Below are 23,494 nucleotides of genomic sequence, written 5' to 3' on the forward strand. Positions count from 1 at the left end.
TTGTATCGTAGAGTGAGGGGTATAAAAGATACATAACGTATCATTTTTTAGCGCGGCAGAAGTCGATTTATAGATAACTAACGATAGGGTGATCGAATGAGCAGAGTACGCAAGGCGATTATTCCGGCTGCAGGCCTAGGTACGAGGTTCCTGCCTGCGACTAAAGCGATGCCTAAGGAGATGCTGCCAATCGTCGACAAGCCGACGATTCAGTACATCGTGGAAGAGGCTGTCGAATCGGGCATCGAAGACATCATTATCGTGACGGGCAAAGGCAAGCGGGCGATCGAGGATCATTTCGACTCCGCGTTCGAGCTGGAGCAGAACTTAAGGGAGAAGGGGAAGCTCGAGCTTCTGAGCGAGGTCCAGAAGCCCTCCCGCGTCGAGATTCACTACATTCGGCAGAAGGAACCCAAGGGCTTGGGACATGCCGTATGGTGCGCGCGCAAGTTCATCGGCGACGAGCCGTTCGCCGTGCTTCTCGGAGACGATATCGTCGTATCCCAGACACCTTGCCTCCTGCAGCTCATGCAGCAATATGAGCAGCACCATCGCTCCGTCATCGGAGTCCAGACGGTTGAGGCCAACGAGACGAATCGGTACGGGATCGTGGGTCCATCCCACGGCTTCGGCCGCTTGTACGCGGTGGACCACTTCGTGGAGAAGCCGCCGGTCGGACAGGCCCCTTCGAATCTCGCGATTATGGGCCGTTATGTCCTCACGCCCGACATCTTCGATATTCTGGCTGAGCAGGAGATCGGCGCCGGCGGGGAGATCCAACTGACGGACGCCATTCAGAAGCTGAATGAGGCCGAAGGCGTATTCGCCTATGAATTCGAAGGGACGCGTTATGACGTAGGCGAGAAGTTGGGGTTTATTACGACCATACTAGAATTCTCTTTAAGACATGAGGCGCTGCGCAAGCCCTTGCTGGACAAGATCGAAGAGCTGCTTCACAAGGCTGTGATAAGGTGAGCGCCATCTATGGCATGATCCATTTCGACAACGAACCGATATCCGCGGAAGCGCAAGCCGTCATGGAGCAGGCTCTGGAGCAATACCCTTGCGACGATCATCGTACATGGCGGACGTCGTCCCTGCTGCTGGGCTGCCGGGCGCAATGGATCACGCCGGAGTCCGTTGGAGAGGCGCAGCCATACTTCGATCGGGACAGGCGGCTGGCTGTCGCGGCGGATGCGATCCTGGACAACCGTGCGGAGCTGATCGAGCGACTGGGCATTCGCGATCGCGGCGGCGCGGGACAAGCGGCGGACAGCGAGCTGATCCTGCTGGCTTATGAACGCTGGGAGGAAGATGCGCCTAAGCAGCTGATTGGCGACTTTGCATTCGTGATCTGGGACGAGAGAAGACGGCAGTTATTCGGGGCACGCGACTTCTCGGGAAGCCGCACGCTCTACTACAGCCGGCGGAATCAGCGCGCGGCCTTCTGCACGGCGTTAAACCCGCTGCTGGGCTTCTCGAGCGCCAGCGCCGGAACGGGCAATCGGCTGAACGAGGAATGGATCGCTGAATATCTGGCTAATCCAGGAGTCTCCGAGATTGCGGATGGCGCGACGGTCCATCGAGGCATTGAGCAGCTGCCGCCTGCCCATACGGTGACAATCTCGGAGAACGGCGTCCGGCTGACCCGCTACTGCAGGCTGCTAGAAGAGGTGAAGCCGCTTCGACTGAAGGACGATCGGGAGTATGAGGAGGCGTTCCGCGACGTATTCCAAACGGCGGTGGACGCCAGGCTCCGAACGTACCGTCAGGTCGGTGCGCAGTTGAGCGGCGGGCTGGATTCGGGCTCGGTCGTCAGCTTCGCGGCAAAGGCGCTTAGGGAGCAGCACAAGAAGCTGTACACGTTCAGCTTCGTCCCGATCTCCGAAGCGAACGCGAAGCTGCCCCGCAATCGGATCGCGGACGAGACGCCCTTCATCCGTACGACCGTCCAGCACGTCGGCAACATCGAGGCTATGTATCTGGACTTCGACGGCAGCAGCCCGCTGTCGGAGATCGACCGCTGGCTCGACATGGCGGAGATCCCGTACAAGGTCATCGAGAACTCCTACTGGATCAGAGGCATATTCGAGAGGGCTAGCGAGCAGGGCGTAGGCGTTCTGCTAAGCGGAGGGAGAGGCAACTTCACGATCTCCTGGGGTCCTGCCCTGTCCTATTACGCTATGCTCCTGAAGCGAATGCGATGGATTCGCCTGTACAAGGAGATCCGGTCTTACAGCCGCAATGTCGGGACCCGTGAATCCCGCGTGTTCCAGGACGTGAGACGCAGGGCGCTAGGCCAGCTGCGGCTCTCGAAGAACGACTTCGCGCATCCGGTTCCGAGGATAATCCATCCTCAACTGGCTGCGAAGACGGGCATAGACGCCAAGCTGCGATCGCTCGGCATCGATCCGGGCGGATTCCATCAGCCGCTTAGCATGTATGAAGCGAGGAGGCGGCATTTCGAGCAGCCGAGCAGTTGGCATACGAGCGGCTTAATGGCTACGAAATTATCTTTGAACTACAAGGTGTGGCATCGCGATCCGACGAACGACCAGCGAGTCGTCCGGTTCTGCCTGTCCGTTCCCGAGGAGCAATATGTGCGCAACGGAATGGACCGCGCCCTGATCCGAAGAGCGACCCGAAGCCTGCTGCCCGACCCCATCCGGCTGAACCAGACCGTTCGCGGCATACAGGGGGCCGACGGCGTTCGAAGGATGAGCGGCGACTGGCGTCTGTTCCTGAAGGAGCTGAAGGAGCTCTCGAGTGATTCCGCGATGGCTGAATATGTGAACGTTCCGGTGCTCCTCGAGAACGTCGAGCGCTGGAATAATGGACTGCCGGACAACCCGTTCGACACAAGCTTAAATGTCCTGATGCGAAGCTTGATCTTATACCGATTCGTGAAGCGCTATGCATGAAAGGAGGTGATCGTATGAACAAAGAATGGACGAAGCCGGTGCTCGAAGCGCTGGATATCAAGATGACGCTCGCAGGTTCGCCGGATACGGTTAGAGACTTCCTCGATACCGACGGACATGAAGAGCTGAATGGTCCGAGCTGAAGCTAGCCTTCAGTCGCGAGGCAGAACATGGCCCTTATACGATCCGTATGAGGGCCGGTTTTCAATTTGGTTACTGGAGTGAGCGATGTGTCAGAAGTTGCGCGGAGGCGAATGTACATCGCCTTTGGGCTGGCGATCGCCAGCGACATTCCCTTGCCGGAGCTGCTTCCTTATACCGGCGGCGGCGATCCGGATCTGACGATCGAGCTGGCCGATGTTCAAGGGGAGATTCGCGAAGGCAAATACGAGGCGGAACGAGACCGCGTTCGATTCCGCGTTCCGAACGCCGCGGCCTTCTGCGTCGAACGGGGAACGCGCATCTTGGTAGCGCCGGATGCCGGCGCCGATAGGGGCGAGATCCGGCAGTATCTGCTCGGAACCTGCATGGGGGCCGCCTTGCTTCAACGCAATATTCTTCCCCTGCACGGCAGCGCCATCGTCATTGGCGGCAAGGCTTACGCATTCGTAGGCGATTCGGGCGCCGGGAAGTCGACGCTCGCCTCCATCTTCGTGAGCCGGGGCTGTTCGCTGCTAAGCGACGATGTGATTGCGGTGACGCTTGATCCGCGCGAGGGCTTGCCGTATGTGGTTCCCTCTTATCCGCAGCAGAAGCTGTGGCAAGAGAGCCTGGATCATCTCGGCATGGACGCGGAGCGATACCGGCCGTTAATCGGCAGAGAGACCAAATTCGCAATTCCGGTGTCCGGTTACTGTTCGGAGCCGCTTCCGCTGGCGGGGTTGTACGAGCTAAGGAAGGAAGAGCGGGGCGACGTTCGGCTGGAGCGGATCCCGAGGCTGGAGAAGCTGGCGACCGCGTTCTTGCATACGTTCCGGAGAAATTTGCTGTATCGTTCAGGGCTGTTGGAATGGCACTTCTCAACGACGGCCGCCATCGTCTCATGTATGGACATGCACCGAATCGTGAGGCCGCTGTCAGGCTTCACGGGGAATGATCTGGCGTCCCTCGTATTATCGACTATTCAAGAAGAGGATGTTAAGGAAGATGAGAGACCGGAAGCTGACCATCGCCCGGCAGGTCGTTCAGGCTGAAGGCAATATTGCGAGCGGCATGGGCGAAGATAAAGTGATGTTGAATGTTCAGAGAGGCAAATATTATAATCTCGGCCCCGTCGGCGGCGCGATCTGGGACCGCATCCGCGAACCGATCGCGATCGATCAGCTCGTCGGGAGCTTGCTGGCGGTATACAAGGTCGATCCTACAGAGTGCGAGGAGCAGGTGCTCGAATTCCTGGAGAAGCTGCTGGAGGAAGGCCTGATCCGTACGGTAGATGAAGCGGGCTGAGCATGAGAAGGAGATTCGGAAGCATCATCGCCAAGTCTTGCCTGCTGGTCGAGGCATTCTTCTATTTGGCTTGGTCCAAAGCTATCGTTGCCCGCTCGTTCGCGCGGGTGACCGCAGGATTAGGCGAGCCGATGTCGGAGACTCCCTTCTCGCGCAGCCGCGAGCGCAGCATCGTTATCGAACGGGTATCCGCCGCCGTCAACCGGGCGAGCCGGCATACGCCATGGAAGAGCACGTGCCTAGTCCGGGCCGTCGCGGCGATGAAGATGCTGGAGAGGCGCCGCATGGACAGTACGCTCTATTTGGGCACGGCTAAGGATGCAGGCGGCCGAATGATTGCCCATGCGTGGCTGAGGAGCGGGACTTGGTATGTAACCGGCGCGAAGGAAATGGAGCATTATGCGGTTGTCGGGAAATTTGCGAATCGGTTGGAACGGACTGGAGTTGAGGAAGCGGATGCGAAATAATCTAATCCCTGGCGCCATGGAATCGCTGCCGAAGGAGCTGCAATTGCTCCTCAGCCTTACGACAAGAGAGCAGGACGATCGATCCCTGAGCTATCAAAGGTCGCTCGCGGCCGAGATTAACTGGGATGCGTTCATCCGGTTCGTTCGCCATCACCGCTTATCGGCGTTGGCGTACAAGAGGCTGCAGAGCGGGGCGTATTCGTTCGTCCCTCCGGAAGTCGTCCGGACGTTGGGGCGGGATTACGCTGCCAATACTTATCGGATGCTGCACTTAAGCGGCGAGATGGATCGCATCTGCCGCCTGCTCGAAGCACGCGGCATTCGTTCGCTGCAGTTGAAAGGCCCGGCTCTCGCGGCAGACCTGTACGGTGACGTCTCGCTTAGAAGCTCGCGGGACTTGGACATTCTAGTCCCGGCCGGCGACCTGAACCGGGTGAATGCCGTGCTTCTGGAGCATGGATACGTCACGGAAGATATCCACCTGAACGCGATTAACGGCAGAAGATGGCGTCAGCATCATTCGGCTTATTATCATACCGGCAGACAAGTATGCATCGAGATTCATTGGAGGCTGGGACCGGGCCCTTCCCGGGAGCCGAGCTTCGAGGAGCTGTGGGAGCGCAGAAGGGTCTCAGCGTTATCGCAACGACCCGTTTATTATTTATCGGAAGAGGATTTATTTTATTATTTGGCCGTTCATGGCGCTAGACACGGCTGGTTCCGGCTGCGCTGGCTCGCGGATCTCGACATTCTCGCGAGAAGAGCAGCGGAAGGGGGGCGGCTGCGAACGTTCCTAAGGAAGAACCAGGCGCTTGGGGTCGCCGGGCAGGGGCTTCTGCTGGCATCGAAGCTGCTGAAGACCCCGCTGACCGCCGAATTGCAGGCGCTGGCCCGCAGCCGAACCGCCGCGTCGTTGGCGGCGAGGGTGCCGCCGCTATTGCGCGCTCCGACGGACCTCCATGGCGGCAGCGCGAACGAGCGCGCCTACAAACGATACCTTTTCGCAACGAAAACAAAACGGCAAAAGCTCTGGCATCTATTAGATCTCCTCTATCCATACCCGGAAGATGCCGTGCTCCTGCCGCTGCCTAAATATATCCAATTCATATACATCCTGCTGCGGCCGATTCTATGGGTCTGGCGTAAAGCGAGAAAAGCCGCGCTATCCTAGGAGGAATTCGCCGATGAGAGCGGTGCTGTACTTCACGAAGCGGCTGCGCAAGTTCGCCGGCGGCCTCTTGTACTTCCATTTGATCGGGACGGTGCTCTCCGGGTTCCTGGAGGGCATCGGGATCTTCCTGCTCGTGCCGATGATCGGCATGACCGGAATGGCCGATATCGATGCCGGGCGGATTCCGTTGGCCGGGCTGTTCGCGCCGCTCCGCGATATTCCGCAGAATTGGGCTCTGCCGGCCGTATTGGGGATCTTTCTCGCGCTGTCGGTGGGGCAAGGGTTGTTGAAAAGAAGCAATAGCATCGTGGGCGTCAAGCTACATCACTCCTTCGTTAATCGCCTCAGGGAAGATACGCACCGCGACCTGCTCGGCTCGAACTGGAGCTTCTTCGTTCGCAGCCGGAAGTCGGACCTGGTCCACTCCCTGACGACGGAGATCGGCAAGGTGAGCGGCGGGGTGACGCATTCGCTGCAGCTGCTCGCTTCCCTCCTGTTCACGGCTATCCAGATCGGATTGGCATTCTGGCTGTCGGCGCCGCTGACGCTGTTCGTGATCTTCTCCGGCATTCTGCTCGTGCTCATGTCCCGCGGCTTCGTGGCCAGGTCGAGGAAGCTCGGCTCCCGCACGGTGGAGCTGTCGAGGCAATTCATGGCGGGATTGACCGACCAGATGAACGGCATCAAGGATATCAAGACGAACATGCTCGAGCCGTCCCGTGTCGGATGGCTGAAGCGGATTAGCTCCGATATTTACGATGAGCAGATCGCATACGCCAAGCTGAGATCGGCTTCGCAGTTCAGCTACCAAGCAGCATCCGCCGTTCTGATCGCCGCCTTCCTGCTGCTGTCCACCAAGCTTCTCCATTCCGGGCTGGAGCAGCTGGTGGTCATCGTCCTTATCTTCTCCAGGCTATGGCCGCGGTTCAGCGGCATTCAGTCCAGCCTGGAGCATATCGCCTCAGCGGTCCCGTCGCTCGAGCGAATTCTTGTTCTCCGACAGGAGTGCCTAGATGCGCGGGATCTCAGGGGAGGCGAGCCGGCGGAGACTGACTCGGCAGCGACCGAAGCGTGGCGGCTTGAGCAGGGGGTGGAATGCCGCGGCGTCTGCTTCCGCTACCGGCAGGACGATGAGCGCTATGTGCTGCAGAATGTCGATCTGCTTTTCCCAGCGCGTCAGATGACCGCCATCATCGGCAGCTCCGGTGCGGGTAAGAGCACCTTGGCGGATCTCGTCATGGGCTTGGTGCGGCCGGAACGCGGACAGATTCTGGTCGACGGCGTTCAGCTCGAGGGCAAGCGGCTGCAATCCTTCAGGCGTTCGATCGGTTACGTGCCGCAGGATCCTTACTTGTTCAACGACACGATCCGGGAGAACCTGCTTCTGGTGAATCCGAAGGCAAGCGATGAGGAGATTTGGGCAGCATTGGATTTCTCGGCATCCGCGGAATTCGTTCGTAAGCTTCCCCAGGGGCTGGATACGCCAATTGGCGACCGAGGGATTCGGCTGTCGGGGGGAGAGCGCCAGAGGCTCGTGCTGGCACGGGCCATTCTGCGCAAGCCGGCCATTCTCGTTCTGGATGAGGCGACGAGCGCATTGGATGCGGACAACGAGGCGAAGATTCAGGAGGCGATCGACCGGCTGAAAGGGACGATGACGATCATCGTGATCGCGCATCGGCTCTCCACGATCCGGAACGCGGATCAGATCGTCGCTGTCGAACAAGGAAGAGTTGTCCGCCAGTCCAAATCTATTCTATTAGCTGCAGGAGGCTAGCATGCTGATCCATCTGCTGAGATCCCTATACGATCCGGAGCAGCCAATGCCATTGGATCTGAATGTCGATATGCTGCTTGCGGAGATTAAGCTGTTCGCGATCGCCCCGCAGGTCTATCATCTGCTGAATGAACGGCTCAATCGCGTTGATTCGACTGATCAAGCTGATCAAGCGGCGCGGGCGGCTTATAAGCTCCGGCGGGCGTTAGAGGAGAGCTACTTGGCCGGGTTGCAGCATAGCTGCTATATGAAGACGAAGGAAGCAGAGCTGCTGCGCGCCTTCGAGGCGCTTCGGCTGCCGGCGATTCCGCTGAAGGGCGTCCAGTTCGCCGAACGCTGCTTCGGCCATTATGCCGCGAGGACGACAGGCGACCTCGATCTGTATATCCCGAGGGCTTATTATCCGGAAGCGGTCGAATGCTTGGAATGTCTTGGCTATACGTTCGAGATATTAAAAGACCATCATGCCCGCCTGTCTCAAGGTGAGCTGATGGTCGAATTGCATTTGGCGTTCGATAAGCCGTATTGGTCGGAGATCGATCCGGGGCCGTTCCAGGATGCGTCCGAGAGCTTGGAGCCTTATCGGTCGATCCGGCAATTGTCCGTGCAGCACACGTTTTATTTTATCGCCTTGCATGGAGCGAGACATCAGATGGATTCCGTGAAGTATCTGCTGGACATCGTTCAAATGCTGCACCGCTTCGGCGAACGGATCGACTTCGTCTCGTTGCTGCGCCAGGCAGAGAAGGACAAGACGTCAAGGCGGCTTCGAACCGTGCTGTCGATCGTCTATGAGCAATTTCCCCACTTGCGCCGGATGAAGCCCCTCCCCTTCCGGCCATTGAACTGCCGCTGGAACTATGACACGATCCGGAATGCCAAGCTAGGCAGGAAGGACCTTGAATATTATCGCTACAAGCTGCACTTCAAGCATCTGATCTTCGACTCTTGGAAGTACGCGCTGTACTCGCTGAGGAAGTCGTATTGAATTAACGGGGCTTGATCAGATTATTCGCAATCATGTTGTTAGCAGCAGATGCCATCTGATTGACCGCAGCTGCGTTCGCGTAATGGCCCGACAAATCGATTCGGTTGCCCAAGACGACATTATCCGATCCTGCCAAGTTAATAATGCCGCCCCATGCAGTAGGTCCAGTGGTTGGAATGCCGGTTAGGCTATTGCCGCTGACGACTGTATTGTTCTGAATGCGCAGGCCGCCAACCTGATTCCCTTGTACGATGGAACCGGCTGGAATGTGGAGGTTCTTGCCCGGTGAGACGTTATCCGAGACGATCCATCCGCAGTACTCGGCGTTATTCATGAAGGTATACAATGAAGAGTCCAGAGCGGCGTTGTCAGTCTCAAGATAATTGCCGGAGAACAGGACGTTCTTCATGTGGTAGATCTCGACCGGATACTTGCCGGATTTGCCGGCCAGTTGGATCGTATTATGGACTATCCGAATATTTCGAACGTTATTCAGGTTGCTGGGATTAACGGATGCGCTGATTCCATTCGAACTAAGGCCCGTCTCGGGGTCCGCATTCACGTTAATATGATTGCCACTGATCAGAATATCCGTCGCGGACAAGCCGTTAGTAGACAGCTCAAATTTGATGGCTTGACCGTGCAAATAGCCGAGATTCTGAATGCTGATCTGATTGCCGACCACGCTGATATTGTCCATGTTGCCGCCTAGGCCGATTGCATTGTCGTATCCGAGGATCTGATTGTAGGAGATATTGATGTTCAAATAACGAGCGGTGCCGCCGCCAAAGTTGATGGTGCCATAATTTGAGATGGTATTGTGAATGATATCGCCGTACGACGTCAGATCGGAAGATCCATTCGTCGTATTGCGGATAATAATGCATTCGGCACCCCCTACTTTGGTGCCTCCGTAGCCGAAGAAGATGTCTTGGAACAGGTTGTTATCGACACGGAATCGGTGCCCGCCGATCCCGAGCGCGTTCGAACAGCCGTGGTGGAAGTAGTTGCCGGTTATCTGGTAGTCGGTACAATTGCCGGAATACGTTTGAATGAATTTACCGCGGGAATACCGGAACTCGTTGTCCTTGAACAGGAAGCGGGAATGACCGATCGTACCTAACGTTTCGAACATAACCTGATAATACTCTGTTGTATAGGTTCGGTTGCCGCCGTCGAAGACGATTCCTTCGAACGACCAGTCGGATGCGGAGTTATCTCTAGCTGTGAAGTATCGAATCAAATCGTTGCTTGGATTCACGTGCATGAGACAAATTGGTTTGTTGACCCCAATGGTTCTGACATTCGATACGAAGAATACGGATCGCGCCGTATTGGGGTCGAGTCGCAAGTTGTAGACGCCGTATGGCAGCTTGAGCGTTCCTCCTCCACCGGAGCCAAGGAAGCTGTAAGCTCGGTTGAAGGCGCCGGCATTGTCCATCAGGATAACGGCATTGCCATTCACGGTTGCACCAGCAGCGGCTGATAAAGTCAACGTTGCTGTTCCGCCTCCGGAGTCGATCGTAGCCAAGAGCGTATTGTTCAATTTGGCTGATGGCGGTTCAATTGGAATCCAAGGAGGCGTCGAAGCTTCGATGCTGCCAAGCCCGCCGTCCTCCCAGTAGGCGGTGACATCGCGAAGCAGAGCCAATATTCCCCGAGATCCTTCCGGATTCGTCGGCTCCCCGTATACCACAAAGCCGTGTCGCTGGCTGCCGCTAAGCGCCGGCATCGTGATCCGGATCTTGTTGCCCTCTCGGAAGCTTAATTGGGAGGCGGCGCTCGTGATCGCAACTGCCTCGCTTGCTGCCGTAATCCCGCCGTTCTTGTCCAAGATGGCAATCCGGTAACGGTAAGTCGTCGTGCCGGGCGTTCCATAATAAGTCAAGGTCGGCGCAGGCGCGGGATTCGGGAATGTAGAAGGAATGCTCGTTCCCGCATGGAGGACCATGACCGTATGGCCGTTCGCGAATTTGTTCTTGTCGACGGCAGGAACGGCAAGCTGCCGTGATCCGGCCGCGATTGAAGCGGATGCCGTTACGATTCCCGTTTGTTCGTCTCCTTCGGCGGAGCCGCCGAACCATTGAGGATAGATCGTATGGTCTTTGCTGTTCGTATTGTAAGTTCCCGCTCCCGTGAAGATGGGGAACAAGCCGGCTCTAATGTCGGCGTTGACGGTAACAACAACGCCCGAGGCGGTATCTAAAGCTGCTCCCCTCTCGAAAACAATCGTCTTGGAGCTTGGAAAGTAGACGTTCGCAGTTAGTCGATAGATACCCTCCGGGAAGAGAATGGTATTATTGGGGCTTGTGATTGCGGACAGAATGGCAGGCGCATCATTCGTCTGTCCGTCGCCTGTGGCGCCGAAATCTTTGACGTTGATCTCTTTGAAGATGTCAGCCATCAGCAAGTCTCCTTTCGAAGGCTGTTCTATCCTGGTGGATAGAGCCTTGTCTCCTATCCTATGCAGGACCGTAGTCATAGTAATAGGTAAGGAATCCATCGGGATACAAATCGGAACGTAAAACCGGGAAAATCATAAAACGATGTTGACATGTTACGTTCTGTATCGTATTATTTGTTACGTAACGTATCAATGGAGCGAATTTCTCACATAATTAGGGGGTCCCCGATGGAATTGAAGGATTATGTAGCGGTCATTCGCAAGCGCTTGTGGTTGATCCTCTTGTTAGTCGTTGTCTCGACCATCGTCACCTTTGTATACACGAATCAACAATATCAGCCAATCTACGAGGCGGCAACGAAGCTGATCGTCAACAAGACGCTGGATGACAGCGTAGTCGGTATCGAGCAGATGGATTACGGAGCGCTCAACGTTAATATCGAATTGATCAATACATACAGGGAGATTATCAGGACACCTGCCATCATGGACAAGGTGATCCAACGCTATCCCGAGTTGGATGTCAGCTCGGAATCTCTCATCGACCGAGTTCAGATCTTCGCGTTGAACAATACGCAAGTCATGGCAATCTATGTTCAGGACTATTCTTACGAGCAGGCGGCGAGAATCGTCAACGCGGTCTCCGAGGTGTTCAAGTCGGAGATTCCAAACATCATGAAGGTCGATAACATCATGATCCTGAACACGGCAGACGAGACGGATCCGAACCCGCAGCCCATCAATTTCAAGAGCAATCAAGCTATCGTTCTAGCTGTCGCGATCTCCTTGATCTTCGGGGTCGGAATCGCGTTCCTGCTGGAATTCCTGGACGATTCGGTCAAGACGGAGAACGATGTTCAGCAAGTATTCGGCAGACCGGTGCTTGCGATTGTCGAACCGCCTAAACCGAAGAAGCCGCAATCCTTCAGCCGAAAGCCGTTCCGAAGAGAGGCAGGTGAGATCGTTGCCAATCGCCATTAAAGACGATGTTGCATCGCACGAGCTCGATGCTTATCAAACGCTTAGAGTGAATATTGGTTTTCAATTAGCCGAGGACGACTTGAAGACGATTGTCGTGACCTCGTCAACCCGCGGCGGCGAAGAGAAATCCAGATCGGCTTTAAGTCTTGCTATCGCATATGCTCAATCCGGCAGAAGGACGCTATTGATAGATGCCGATGCGAGGAAGCCAGCTCTGCACCGATACATGACGGGGGATTCCGGTCAAGGACTCGTTCCTTACTTAACCCGAGAATGCCGGCTCGAGGACGCCATCCAGGCCACAAACATCAGCCGGCTGTCCGTCATGACCTCTGGTTCAGCTACCGCAAGCCCGTCCGAGCTCCTGACCTCTGAGCGTATGCTAGATCTTCTCGAATGGAGCGGCTCCTCTTACGATATCGTTATCCTCGACACTCCGCCCTTAATCGATTGTATTGAATCCAAATATTTGGCTGCCAAATGCGGCGGCGCTCTTATGGTAATGAAGATTGGCAAAGTGAAGCGCGACTTGGCCAAGAAGGCACAGGAAGTTCTGGCCGGCGCGAATGCCAAATTACTCGGCGCCGTTCTAGTCAAATAAGACCGATGCTGTTCAATCTTAGGTAATGTCTACTACACCTTTATCATTGTAGGCACTCGGCTATGCTGTGGGCTTGTCTGCCTTAGACGTGAATCGTCGAGGGTGTAGCGTGAGGACGGGTTAAATGCCCTATTTCGATATATAGCATGAGCTGCTGTCAATGGCGGGAGGACGGAGAGACGATGAGCAAGATACGTAAGGCCTTTGAATCGGGCATTGAAGACATTCTGATCGTCACGGTCAAAGGAAAGAGAGCAATCGAGGATAACTAGTAGCAAATGAACCAGCATGAAGCGACCGGAAGTCCGGTCATCAGCGTTCTGCCGATATCCGACAAGGAGACGCAACGTTACGGGATCGTTGACCCGTTCAGCTGCGACGACAGGCTATATCAAGTGAAGCTACTCATGGAGAATCCAACTCCTGGCTACGCACCTTTAAATTTGGCTATAATGGGGCGCTATATTATGACCCCTGAAATATTCCTTTATCTCGACAAGCAGCAAGTCGGAGCCGGCGGCGAGATCCAGCTGACCGATGCGATTTTGGGGGGAGAGCCGTGAGAAGCACAAGATTTGATCCAAGGAAGTCGTATCGTAGACAGGCCCAATCCAAGGCTTTGAGAACGATGCTCCTATGCGCGGTTCTGTTGACGGGCTGTTCGAGCTTGAACAGCGCGCCAGCCGACAATGGACAAGCGGTGGAGACCGCTCCATTAACCGTGAAGACGGAGGAGCTTAGGAGACAAATCATTGGAGAACCCGAGGAAGTAACCGCCAGCGTGCTGCCGTCCGAAGAGCTGAATCTCATCGCTTCGATCGGCGGCAAAGTCGAGAAGGTGGAGAAGAGGCAAGGGGATATGGTGAAGGAGGGCGGCGTGATCGCCCGCCTTAGCTTGCTCGAGGAAGACAAGGAGCTGCGCCAGAGCGCGGAGGAAGCTGTGCTCGAGGCTCAGCAGCAGATCGAGGAAGCGAAGAAGCAGATCTCTCTTGCTAACGTTGAGAATGAGACGTCCATTCAGAAGCTGAATAACCAGATCAAAGAAGCACTCAAAGTGTACAACAAGGTTCGCAATGATTATGACGTGGGCATGGCGACACAGGACGATCTGAATGAAGCCCGGGCGGCTTACGACAATCTAAAGCTGGATCTTAGTATTACGATCCAGCGAATGAATGCTTCGAAGCCGGAAGAGCAATTGAAGTCTCTGGAGGAGCAACTCGAGAACGCCAAGGAGACTGTGGAGCAACTGAAGCAGCAAGAAGAGCAGCTAGTTATTAAGGCGCCCATCAACGGGGTTCTGACGCAATTGTCTCTATCTGAAGGCATAACGATTCGTTCGGACGAAGCTATCGGAAACATTACGAAGTTAGATCCTGTTATTCTGCAGGCGATGCTGACAGAGAAATCGCTGCCCGTCGTCAGCGGGAAGGAGAGTCTCCCGGTTATCGTTCCGACAACCTCTCAAACGTTCCAAGGACAGATTCGTTATCTCGCGACGCTCAGGGATCCGAACACCAATGCCTACGAGCTTGACCTCGAGGTGCCCAACCCGGATATCGCGCTGCAGCCGGGCATGAAGGTCAAAGTCAGGCTGACAGACGAAGCGGAACTGAATGTGCTTGCGGTTCCTGTTGCGAGCATCCTCACGGAAGGGGCGGACAGTTACGTCTTCGTCATCTCGAACGGCGTAGCCGAGAAGCGTAAGGTGAATCTTGGCCTCTCCAACGGCTTCGTTCAAGAGATCGTCGAGGGAGTCGCTGAGGGTGAATGGGTCGCCTTGACCGGAATTCAGCAGTTGAAGGATAAAGAGAAGGTACGATCTGTACCGCAGGGAGGGTCTAACTGACATGTTGCCTATGAAGAAGGGTGCTCTTGCAACCGTCCTGATGCTAATGCTCTTCGTCTCGCTCGGCGTCTCTCCGCTCGGCCAAGCGAACGCTGCCGTCACCGCCACGGTCCAACTGACGGGCACATTGAAAGCCGAAGTCATCGGGGTCTTGAACGAACGCGTAGCGAACGGTACAAGGATCGCTGCCGTTGTCCGACTAACGAATTCGAGCTCGAAGCTGGTCAAGGTGCCCGACTACGAATTAAGAGCTAAGACGACGGCGGGAATCACCTATGCCTTAAAGTCGAGTTCGGCTAACAAGGCAACGATACAGCCGAAGGAGTCCGTCGACTTGAACTATATGACCGTCATCACCCGCAAGGACGCCATTACCGTATCCAAGCTAGCCTGGATCAAGGTTGACGCCTATGTCTATCCCAAGAAGGAGACGCTGGTCAAGGAGCTCGCGGTATCCAGTCTCGTCTGGAGCGGGGACGGCTCCGTATTAGCGGACAAGAGCTTGTCGGTCGCTTGGGGCAAAGCCTTCAAGATACCTTCGTTGACGTCGTCTTTGGAATACGCGCCGACCAGGGCCTATACCCGCAGCACGCCGTCTGGCGCCGTTACGATCCTGACACTGCGAGTCAAGAACAATGGCAAATGGCAAGAGAAGCTGCCGGAGTTTCTCGTCTCGGGGGTCGCATCGAACAAGGCATACCTGGGCTCAAGAGTCGGGGAGGAGAGCGTCATTCTCGAACCGGGAGAAGAGCAGAACATCTATTACGCGATTCCAACGGACAGCGGAGCGAACCTTATGAGGCTAAACGTGTTGATTCCCGAGCGTTTCATTGATGAGGCCGGGAGATCAACTTCGTATTCGATCGGCCGCCTAAGCATTCAGCTCCCGCAGAGTGCAGCCTTGCGTAATCCGGCAGCCGCTTATACGTTCGATACGCCGATTCAATTCGATAATGAGAACAAGCGCATACGGGAAGAGATCGATGTCTCACTCGCCGATCTGCAACTGTATAAGGGCGAAGGCAATGGCTACAAGATCGCCGTAGCTAAATTCAAGATCAACAATCGCGGCAGCTTATCCGTTCCGCTGCCTGATTTCGTGGCGGAGATCGTGAGCGAGGATGGGGTAAGCTACGATGGCGTTCGTCAAGCCGAAGCTCCTTCGGCGCTTAACCCGAACTTGGGTACCGTCATCAGTTATTTCTTCGTGGTGCCCGAATCGGAGAATCAGGATGGCTTGACGCTGAACTTGCTCGACGCAGGCAGCGCGGCGCCTTACGTGCTGCCAATCGCCAGTATTACTACAGAGGTGAAGCAGTACGACGGATCGGCCTTCTATCCCTACACGGTTCATCTCTCCAAGTCCTCCTCGATGCAGCTGAACGGCTCAAATTCCGAGTCATCGCTGTCCGTTACGCTTGCAGTCGATGTGAGCGCCGAGGAGCAAATGGTCGTGAACCGCGGCTTCTCCAGCATGAAGCTTGAATTATATAGCCCGTCCGAGGGCGTCGTCGATTCCGCCTATCTCGCCTTTACGGGGGCGGATCGTCTAATCAGCGGCAAACGCACAGTAAGATTCGAGCTGCCCCCTTCCATGCTTAGTGCGGGTTCCTTGTCCTTGCGCGTCTACGAGTCGTTCGATACGCCTGCCGGCGAAGCGAACCGCCTGACGGCAACTATCCCAATGTAAGGGTGAACGAAGGATTGAAGATCAGCGTACTGGTACCGACTTATCGCAGGGTGAACGATCTGCGGCGGTGCGTTAGCGCACTGCTTCGGCAGACGAGAATTCCCCACGAGATAATCGTCGTCGTCAGAAGGGAAGATACCGAGACAATTCATTACGCAGAATCGCTTGCCGCTGCCGAGACGCTGCTCAAGATCATGTACGTCGATTTGCCCGGAGTCGTACAGGCGATGAGCCATGGTTTAACGGCGGTGACGGGGGACATCGTCGCGATTACCGACGACGACTCTGAACCGTTCGCCGACTGGCTGGAGCTGCTCGCAGAAGCGTTCGAGAAGGACTCGAGTGTGGCCGGCGCCGGCGGGCGGGATTTGATCTATCAGGATGGAGCGATATTGGATGGGGCTGCGAGTAAGGTAGGGAGACTTCAATGGTTCGGCCGAATGATCGGCAATCATCATCTCGGGACAGGCAAGGCGCGAGAAGTTGATTTTCTCAAGGGAGTCAATTGCGCCTATCGAACGGAACTTCTAAGGCAACTTGGCTTCGAGCTTCGCTTGCGGGGAACGGGAGCGCAGGTGCATTGGGAACTCGCTATCGGACTTGCTCTGAAGCGGATGGGATGGAAGCTAATCTACGATCCATTCATCGGCGTCTACCATTATCCTTCGACTCGCCATGATGAGGATAAGCGGGGGGAATTCAAGCCGCTTGCCGCCATGAACGCTGTACATAATGAGACGCTTATCTTATGGGGGTACTTGTCCTGGACCAAGAGAATCGCATTTATTCTATGGGCGGTATTGGTCGGATCGAGAACGTCGCCGGGGCTGCTTCAATTCATTAGAAGATTAGCAGGCGGGGGGGGACATGCCTTCCCGCTTCTTGCTGCTTCATTAAAAGGCAGAAAATTAGGAATTCAAACATGGGGAGTGTCCCGTCATGAAGGTCGGCATCGTCATGCCGCTCGCGGGCTTGAGAGGCGGAGCTGAGATCATGCTGCTTCACCTGCTCAAAGCAAACAAGCGAACGGGTAACGCGGATTTCTCGATTCTGTTCTTGGAGGATGGACCGCTGGCGCACGAAGCCAAGGCGTTAGGCTATTCTGTCACAGTCTGTTCCGCCGGGAAGTTAAGACAAATCGGCCGATTCCTGCGCACGGAGTGGGCGATCTTCGTCTGGCTTAAGAGAGAGAGAATCCATTATGTTCTCTCGTGGATGAGCAAGGCCCATCTATATGCGGGTCCCGTCGCTTACCTGTCCAGAGTCGAGTCGGCCTGGTATCAGCACGGCTTCTCTTCTATGGATGCCATGGAGAGATGGATCAATCGGATTCCGGCGAAGGCGATCGCGTGTCCTTCCGAAGCGACGAGAACCGTTCAAGCCAGCCACAACGATAAGGTGCCGGCGATTGTCATCTATCCTTCGGTCGATCTGGAGGAGTATGATACGACGAAGCTGCCGTCAAAGTCGGCAGCGAGAGACGAGTTGGGACTGCCAGCGGACGCCACGGTCATCGGCATTGTAGCGAGACTGCAGAGGTGGAAAGGAATTCATACGTTCCTTGAGGCGGCTTCGATCGTCTCGAAGAGCAGTCCAGGCATCCGCTTCGTCGTGGTCGGCGGCCCGCATGAGTCGGAGCCGGATTATCCAGGGGAGTTAAGGGCGCAGGCGGAAAAGGCGGGCATTGCCGATCAGGTAATCTTCGCGGGGCATCAATCGAATGTACCGCTATGGGTGCAATCCTTCGATATTCTCGTTCATGCTTCAGACAAGGAGCCGTTCGGGATGGTCATCATCGAAGGAATGGCACTGGGCAAAGCCGTGATCGCCTCCCGGGAAGGGGGACCGCGGGAATCGATCCAAGACGGCAAGAGCGGATTGCTCGTTCCCCCTCAGGATGCCTGCAAGCTAGCCGACGCCATGCGGCGGCTCATGACGGACACGGCACTTTACGATTCCGTCTCCAAGGCAGGACTGGAGAGAGTCAAATCATTCGGCTCCGAACGGTTGGCCAAGGAGGTCGTTGGTTTGTTCATAGGGAGGGGATCGCTGCAATGAGAATCGCTTGGATCGGCCCGATGCCGAACAACGACGGAGGAGCGACGGGTGTTGGCAGGCATCTGCTGCTGGAGCTATCCAACCAAGGCGTGGAGGTTGACTGCTTCTTCTTCGGTAAGCCTGACAACGTGCCGCCGGAGCTTATCGAGAGGCAGAATTTGCGAGTCATCTGCCAGCCTTCTTCGTGGAAGTGGAACAAGTGGTACAGCCGGAACAACTATATGGCATTCGTGACAGGTCAAATCGCGAATTTGCGCTGCGAGATGAAGCTCGCCGAACGCATCGTCGAGGAGCACCGGAAGAAGCCCTACGATTATGTCTATCAATTCTCGCATATCGAGATGCATGCATTGCTCAAGCACAAGGCGAGCTTGCCGCCAATCGTGCTGCATCCCAGTGTGCATGCGGCAGGAGAGCTTAGGTGGCATCGCCTGGAGAGTCGTCTGGCGAGGCATTCGGAAGGCATACTGACACGAGCGGGCGTCCGTCTGCTGCTGATGATGCGGGCTAGCGTCCAGAAGCGCCATGCGAGGTCGGCCGATCATATCCTGAGCCTGAGCAGAAGCTTCGCGGATGAGATGATCGAAGATTACAAGCTCGATTCCGCGAAAGTCCGCCACATCGTTCCGAATCCGATCGACCTCGAGAAGTTCGTGCCGAAGCAAGGCCAGGAGGGGAAGAGGAGAGACAGCAGAATCACGTTCCTGTTCGCGTCACGGATCTCCGTCCGCAAGGGAACAGAGATGATCGTCGAGTTGTCTCACCGTCTCCAAGATCTGGCCGGCCAAGTCCGAATCTTGATCGTTGGCAACCACTCGCTTTGGTCGGATTATCGAGGATTGCTGAAGAATATCAATCCGGAGATTGCAACCTATTTGGGACGGGTGTCGGGCAAGGAGATGGACGCCTTGTACGCTTCCGTCGACGCGTTGATTCAACCGGCTCATTATGAGCCGTTCGGCCTGACGGTTGCGGAGGCGCTCGCTACGGGCATTCCCGTCATCGCCAGCGATAAGATTGGAGCTGCCGAAGGCGTCGACAAGACGGTCTGCCGGATCTTTCGGGCGGGCGATATCGATGCCTTGGAGCGGCTGACCCGGCAACTAGCGGAGGAACTCGCGACGCCGAAGCGGGAAGAACTGGCTGCGATCGCACGCTCGGAGGCAAAACGCCTGTACTCGGGAGAGACGATCGTCTCGAACCTGATCTCGATCTTGGGCGGAAGAAAGGAATCGGCCATTGGATACGATCGTTAATCGCATCTGGCAGCATAAGCTGCTAAATACAGCTATTGTGTTCATGCTTTACGCCGGAATGGGCCTCATGATCGGATGGTTAGTCATGGAGCCGGGCTTTGTCCGGCTTCTGCTGACGGCGGGGCTGTTTCTTATTCTCTTCACCATTCAGAAGAGAAGTCCGCAGAATGCAATTTACTTGCTTCTCCTGTTCCTGCCGTTTCTCGGCCTCATTCGGCGGATCTTGATTCCGGTCGTCGGGTGGAACACGATGGATCCTTTGGTCATGCTTGGTCCGATATTTATCCTGTTCCTGACGGCTGGGTGGTTCTACAAGAAGTACATTATCCGGGAAGCCATTGCGGACGACACCCTGACCTTCAAGCTGCTCCGATGGTTATTGGCAGTAGAATTCTTGCAAATATTCAATCCGGAGCAAGGAAGCCTATTGACCGGGATCGCGGGAGTCATGTTCTACATGGTGCCTGTTTTTTTTATGATCTTATCCCGGGAACTGTTCGACGAAGCTTGGCTGCGCAAAATATTCGCTTCGGTATTCGTGATCGGTCTCATGACGGCCGCCTACGGCTTTAAACAATATTTTCTCGGATTCTTCCCTTTTGAGCAAGACTGGATTGATATTACGGGGTATACCGCGCTTCAAGTGTACAGTTTGACAAGGCCAATCTCAACATTCACAAATTCGGCGGAATATGCACATTTCTTGGCTATTTCCATCGTCGTCGGCTGGGTCTATTTCATGCGAGGTGCCTTAATTTATAAGCTTCCGGTATTAGCAGGGGTCATATTTCTCTTTGCGTCTCTGTTCGTTGAATCCGCGCGTGGACCTATAGTAACCGCTTTAGTCGCTGTATTTATCCTCACGATTCTATCTGCGAAGAAGATGTCCCATCGGGTTTTGTTGACTGTCGCCGCTTCGTTCTGCGCGGCTGGCCTTTTTTTTGGAATGACCAAATTGGATACGAGTAACGATCTGATCTATCATTCCGTCATCGGATTAACAGATCCCTACGGCGAACACTCGACTTTGAAGGGACATCAGGACTTGTTATTTAACGGTTTTATAGAGGGGTTTAAAAATCCGCTCGGGCACGGTCTCGGGAGCACTACGATTGCAGCGGGTAAATTCGGTGGGAATCTCGTGGCGTCAGAGGCGGATTTAAGTAATATGTTTCTGGCGACGGGCGTAATCGGCGGTTTCTTATATCTATTGATTCTCCTAATGATTCTATATAAAGCATTCAGATCGGCGGTTGGTGGAAGCTCCATACATCTTACGATATTAGGCTTGTTGCTCGCCGAAACCTTCCAATGGCTAACGGGTGGACATTATTCCGTGGTCGCCATTTTGTGGATCGCGATCGGCTATTTGGACAAGAGCTCTAAGCGGATCGAGAAAGGGGGAGAGATATGAAAGAGAGATATGTTCAACTCGACTCTCTTCGTGGATTGGCGGCAATGGTGGTTCTATTCAGTCACTTGATCATGGTTCCGTCTTTTCTATCTCCAACAATGCAGACACTGGTTGAATCGCCGCTAGGCATAATAGTCAGAGGGCATGAATCCGTTATGTTTTTCTTCTTGCTTAGCGGCTTTGTACTCTCTCTTCCTTTTCTAAGCGGTAGTCAGCCAAACTATGCAGGATACCTCATCAAACGATTTTTTCGAATTTATGTGCCCTATATCATTTCGTTCTTTGTAGTAATCTTATTGCACATTCTCTCTCCGATGCGGACCGGGGAAGGCATAAGTGGGGAGGTTCAGTCCTGGTGGTCTCACAGCTTGAATTGGCGGCTGTTTATGGAGCATATTTCTGGAATTTTTCTTTTTGATGCTAAAGCCGTCAATATCGTTTACTGGTCTCTCGTTCACGAGATGCGCATATCCATCATTTTCCCGTTTATCGTTATTATTTTATGCCGCTTCAAATGGTTCTTTACAGCCATTTCAGGACTTGCCTGCTTTGTGCTAGCGATAGCTTTATCGATTGACTCGTTACATTATCTCTCTTTTTTCATTTATGGGTTATTGCTCGCCCGCTATAGGTCCGAAGCTGCAGCCTGGATTCGAAGCAGACGAAGCTTAACCAGAATCGCCATTCTTTTGATGTCTTATATCTGTTATACTTATGCAACTTTTTTGCCGCTTCATGTGTTTGCCAAAGATCAAATTGTCGGGTTGGGCGCAGGAGGATTTATCGCCACCGCTCTTGCCTCTAGACGGATTGGGTCGGCATTGCAAACTAGAATACCGATGTTCCTTGGTCATATTTCGTACAGTCTTTATTTGTATCACATACCGGTCCTGCTGTCTCTCGTATTTTTCTTTTATGGCATCGTTCCTATTCCCTATCTGCTGATCGCTTCGGTCGCAATAGCAATCGCGTTAGCTTACGTGGGATGGCGTTATATTGAAGTCCCGGCCATTTTCCTTGGTCGAAGGTTGGCTGATAACGTAATACGGGCGAGGCGATATGAGAGGGAACGATATCTGTCGTCCAAAGCAGAGAGGATGCTTTGAATTGCGTGTCTTAAACGGTTTGCGCGAGTCTTCCTTGTTGGCGAGAACGGCTCAGACGTTCGCGAGCTTGTTCGGCGTCATGGGGATCAGCGTGTTCTCTGCCATTATATTGTCACGAGGCCTCACACCCGATGACCGAGGGCTTTATTTAGGAATTACGATGTGGAACGGCTTCGTGCTTGGTCTATGCGACGTGGGCATCTATATTGCGACAGTGTATATGTGGGGGAAGAGTCAGGACGGGGAAAAGAAGGATCTATTCGCAACCCTGCTGACATGGAGCGGGGGAACCGGTCTCGTTGTTGCCGTCTTGGTCACCTTAATAACTGAATGGACGGTGAAAGGGCACCTAACGGATCGGGAGAGTTGGGCTGCGTATTTGTTCTACGCATCAACCTTCACGGGCCCTATTACGAGCATGCTGTCAGGCGTACTAGCCGCACAGCAGCGATTTACGCTGATTAACGTCATTCGGGTTGGGCTGCCGCTCACCCTTACCGTTCTCTGGCTTTTCTATTATAGCTTCGGCACTCTCAGTATTTACCTGTGCCTGCTTACGGCGACAATCGTCGCTTTCTCGGCCACGCTTCCATATCTTTGGCAATCCCGCGCTTACCTGAGGAATCTCGGACGGTTCCGTAAAGATTTGTTCAAGGCGTCCGTCTGGTATAGCTTCAAGGCATATGGAGGAGCGGTCATGAACGTGCTTGGCGGAAGCGGGACGCAGATCTTCCTGTTCTCCTTAACGCCTGCCGCACTTGCCTTCTATCAGACTGCCGCCAGCGCGACGGGTGTGTTGTGGGCGATTCCGCGGGCTGTCGGAATGACGAGCTTCCCGAACATGGTGCAAGAGGAGCGCTCGCTGCTGCATGAGAAGGTGTGCAAAATGTTTAGGCTGACAGCGCTAAGCACGGTGATTGGCGCTGTCCTTCTAGGTTTGGCTGAACCGATGCTTATCCCGGTTCTCTTCGGTAATCCTTATGGTGCAGCGATTATTCCCGCTTTGATATTGTTGCCTAACGCTTTGTTTGGAGGATTGTCCGATATGCTGGGCAACGCCTTGAATAGCGTCGGGCGAACGCTGCACAACACGGTCGCCTCTGCTGTGCTAGTCGGTGTAACGTTAGGCAGCATGGCGTTCACGATTCAGGCGTGGGGCATCAACGGCGCCGCTTTCTCTTCGGTTATGGGCTTCCTTGCCGGCTTCATCGTCCGAATCATCTGGTATGCCAAAAGTATCCAACGTATTTTGATACCCGACTTGATTCCGAAACAAGCTGATGTCCGGGAGCTGTATGGCTTGGGCTTACGATTCGCCGGAAAGCCGAAGAAGGTGCGGTTGGATGCCAATCGCGCAAATTAATT

Annotated in this window: 20 protein-coding genes and 1 pseudogene; 20 read left to right on the forward strand and 1 reads right to left on the reverse strand. The window is 54.8% G+C overall.

What is annotated here, in order from left to right; translation table 11 throughout:
• Positions 1-96: 96 nt before the first annotated feature.
• From galU to H4Q31_RS05725, 9 genes are all read left to right on the forward strand, one after another.
• Complete coding sequence (galU, locus tag H4Q31_RS05685; RefSeq protein ID WP_185178110.1) at positions 97-975, forward strand: UTP--glucose-1-phosphate uridylyltransferase GalU; 879 nt, start codon at positions 97-99, stop codon at positions 973-975.
• The gene (locus H4Q31_RS05690) at positions 972-2,921 is read left to right on the forward strand and encodes an asparagine synthase-related protein (protein WP_185178111.1); all 1,950 of its coding nucleotides are present in this window, start codon (positions 972-974) and stop codon (positions 2,919-2,921) included. Before galU ends, H4Q31_RS05690 begins: the two co-directional genes overlap by 4 nt.
• A 14-nt stretch (positions 2,922-2,935) precedes the next feature.
• Positions 2,936-3,064 carry a paeninodin family lasso peptide gene (locus tag H4Q31_RS05695; RefSeq protein WP_185178112.1) on the forward strand — a complete coding sequence of 43 codons (129 nt, stop codon included), beginning with the start codon at positions 2,936-2,938 and terminating at the stop codon, positions 3,062-3,064.
• Positions 3,065-3,151: 87 nt separating this feature from the next.
• Positions 3,152-4,114, forward strand: coding sequence for an aldolase (locus H4Q31_RS05700; RefSeq protein ID WP_376698218.1), 963 nt, complete (start codon positions 3,152-3,154; stop codon positions 4,112-4,114).
• The gene (locus H4Q31_RS05705) at positions 4,068-4,367 is read left to right on the forward strand and encodes a lasso peptide biosynthesis PqqD family chaperone (protein ID WP_185178113.1); all 300 of its coding nucleotides are present in this window, start codon (positions 4,068-4,070) and stop codon (positions 4,365-4,367) included. Before H4Q31_RS05700 ends, H4Q31_RS05705 begins: the two co-directional genes overlap by 47 nt.
• 2 nt (positions 4,368-4,369) lie before the next feature.
• Positions 4,370-4,834 carry a lasso peptide biosynthesis B2 protein gene (locus H4Q31_RS05710; protein WP_185178114.1) on the forward strand — a complete coding sequence of 155 codons (465 nt, stop codon included), beginning with the start codon at positions 4,370-4,372 and terminating at the stop codon, positions 4,832-4,834.
• Complete coding sequence (locus tag H4Q31_RS05715; protein WP_185178115.1) at positions 4,824-6,005, forward strand: nucleotidyltransferase domain-containing protein; 1,182 nt, start codon at positions 4,824-4,826, stop codon at positions 6,003-6,005. Before H4Q31_RS05710 ends, H4Q31_RS05715 begins: the two co-directional genes overlap by 11 nt.
• 13 nt (positions 6,006-6,018) lie before the next feature.
• Positions 6,019-7,782, forward strand: coding sequence for an ABC transporter ATP-binding protein (locus H4Q31_RS05720; RefSeq protein ID WP_185178116.1), 1,764 nt, complete (start codon positions 6,019-6,021; stop codon positions 7,780-7,782).
• A gap of 1 nt (position 7,783) precedes the next feature.
• The gene (locus H4Q31_RS05725; protein WP_185178117.1) at positions 7,784-8,770 is read left to right on the forward strand and encodes a nucleotidyltransferase family protein; all 987 of its coding nucleotides are present in this window, start codon (positions 7,784-7,786) and stop codon (positions 8,768-8,770) included.
• A 1-nt stretch (position 8,771) separates the two neighbouring features.
• Here H4Q31_RS05725 and H4Q31_RS05730 read toward each other — a convergent pair whose 3' ends face one another.
• The gene (locus H4Q31_RS05730; protein WP_185178118.1) at positions 8,772-11,174 is read right to left on the reverse strand and encodes a glycosyl hydrolase family 28-related protein; all 2,403 of its coding nucleotides are present in this window, start codon (positions 11,172-11,174) and stop codon (positions 8,772-8,774) included.
• A gap of 228 nt (positions 11,175-11,402) precedes the next feature.
• On the opposite strand from H4Q31_RS05730, the gene H4Q31_RS05735 reads away from it, so the two are divergent.
• The 11 genes and pseudogenes from H4Q31_RS05735 to H4Q31_RS05785 all read left to right on the forward strand — a co-directional run bounded on the left by H4Q31_RS05735 (position 11,403) and on the right by H4Q31_RS05785 (position 23,492).
• Positions 11,403-12,155, forward strand: coding sequence for a YveK family protein (locus tag H4Q31_RS05735; RefSeq protein ID WP_185178119.1), 753 nt, complete (start codon positions 11,403-11,405; stop codon positions 12,153-12,155).
• Positions 12,130-12,756 carry a CpsD/CapB family tyrosine-protein kinase gene (locus H4Q31_RS05740; protein ID WP_185178120.1) on the forward strand — a complete coding sequence of 209 codons (627 nt, stop codon included), beginning with the start codon at positions 12,130-12,132 and terminating at the stop codon, positions 12,754-12,756. Before H4Q31_RS05735 ends, H4Q31_RS05740 begins: the two co-directional genes overlap by 26 nt.
• A gap of 278 nt (positions 12,757-13,034) precedes the next feature.
• Positions 13,035-13,301: pseudogene (locus H4Q31_RS05745) on the forward strand (UTP--glucose-1-phosphate uridylyltransferase); the annotation flags it as partial.
• Positions 13,302-13,315: 14 nt separating this feature from the next.
• Complete coding sequence (locus H4Q31_RS21750) at positions 13,316-14,605, forward strand: efflux RND transporter periplasmic adaptor subunit (RefSeq protein ID WP_185178122.1); 1,290 nt, start codon at positions 13,316-13,318, stop codon at positions 14,603-14,605.
• A 1-nt stretch (position 14,606) separates the two neighbouring features.
• Positions 14,607-16,295 carry a hypothetical protein gene (locus H4Q31_RS05755; protein WP_185178123.1) on the forward strand — a complete coding sequence of 563 codons (1,689 nt, stop codon included), beginning with the start codon at positions 14,607-14,609 and terminating at the stop codon, positions 16,293-16,295.
• A gap of 14 nt (positions 16,296-16,309) precedes the next feature.
• Positions 16,310-17,284: a glycosyltransferase family 2 protein gene (locus tag H4Q31_RS05760; protein WP_185178124.1), complete on the forward strand. Its 975-nt coding sequence runs from the start codon at positions 16,310-16,312 to the stop codon at positions 17,282-17,284.
• A complete protein-coding gene (locus tag H4Q31_RS05765) occupies positions 17,235-18,353 on the forward strand; it encodes a glycosyltransferase family 4 protein (RefSeq protein WP_185178125.1) in 1,119 nt (372 codons plus the stop codon). Before H4Q31_RS05760 ends, H4Q31_RS05765 begins: the two co-directional genes overlap by 50 nt.
• Positions 18,350-19,609 (forward strand): glycosyltransferase family 4 protein, encoded by a 1,260-nt coding sequence (locus H4Q31_RS05770; RefSeq protein ID WP_185178126.1) that lies wholly within the window; start codon positions 18,350-18,352, stop codon positions 19,607-19,609. Before H4Q31_RS05765 ends, H4Q31_RS05770 begins: the two co-directional genes overlap by 4 nt.
• On the forward strand, positions 19,593-21,023 hold the full coding sequence (locus H4Q31_RS05775; protein ID WP_185178127.1) for a hypothetical protein: 1,431 nt from the start codon (positions 19,593-19,595) through the stop codon (positions 21,021-21,023). The genes H4Q31_RS05770 and H4Q31_RS05775 overlap by 17 nt, the downstream gene beginning before the upstream one ends.
• Entirely contained in the window at positions 21,020-22,129 is a 1,110-nt protein-coding gene (locus H4Q31_RS05780; RefSeq protein ID WP_185178128.1) for an acyltransferase family protein, read from the forward strand. The genes H4Q31_RS05775 and H4Q31_RS05780 overlap by 4 nt, the downstream gene beginning before the upstream one ends.
• A gap of 1 nt (position 22,130) precedes the next feature.
• On the forward strand, positions 22,131-23,492 hold the full coding sequence (locus tag H4Q31_RS05785) for a lipopolysaccharide biosynthesis protein (protein ID WP_185178129.1): 1,362 nt from the start codon (positions 22,131-22,133) through the stop codon (positions 23,490-23,492).
• Positions 23,493-23,494 lie beyond the last annotated feature (2 nt).

Origin of the sequence: Cohnella lubricantis (genome assembly GCF_014212015.1) — a bacterium.
Classification (GTDB): Bacteria; Bacillota; Bacilli; order Paenibacillales; family Paenibacillaceae; genus Cohnella; species Cohnella lubricantis.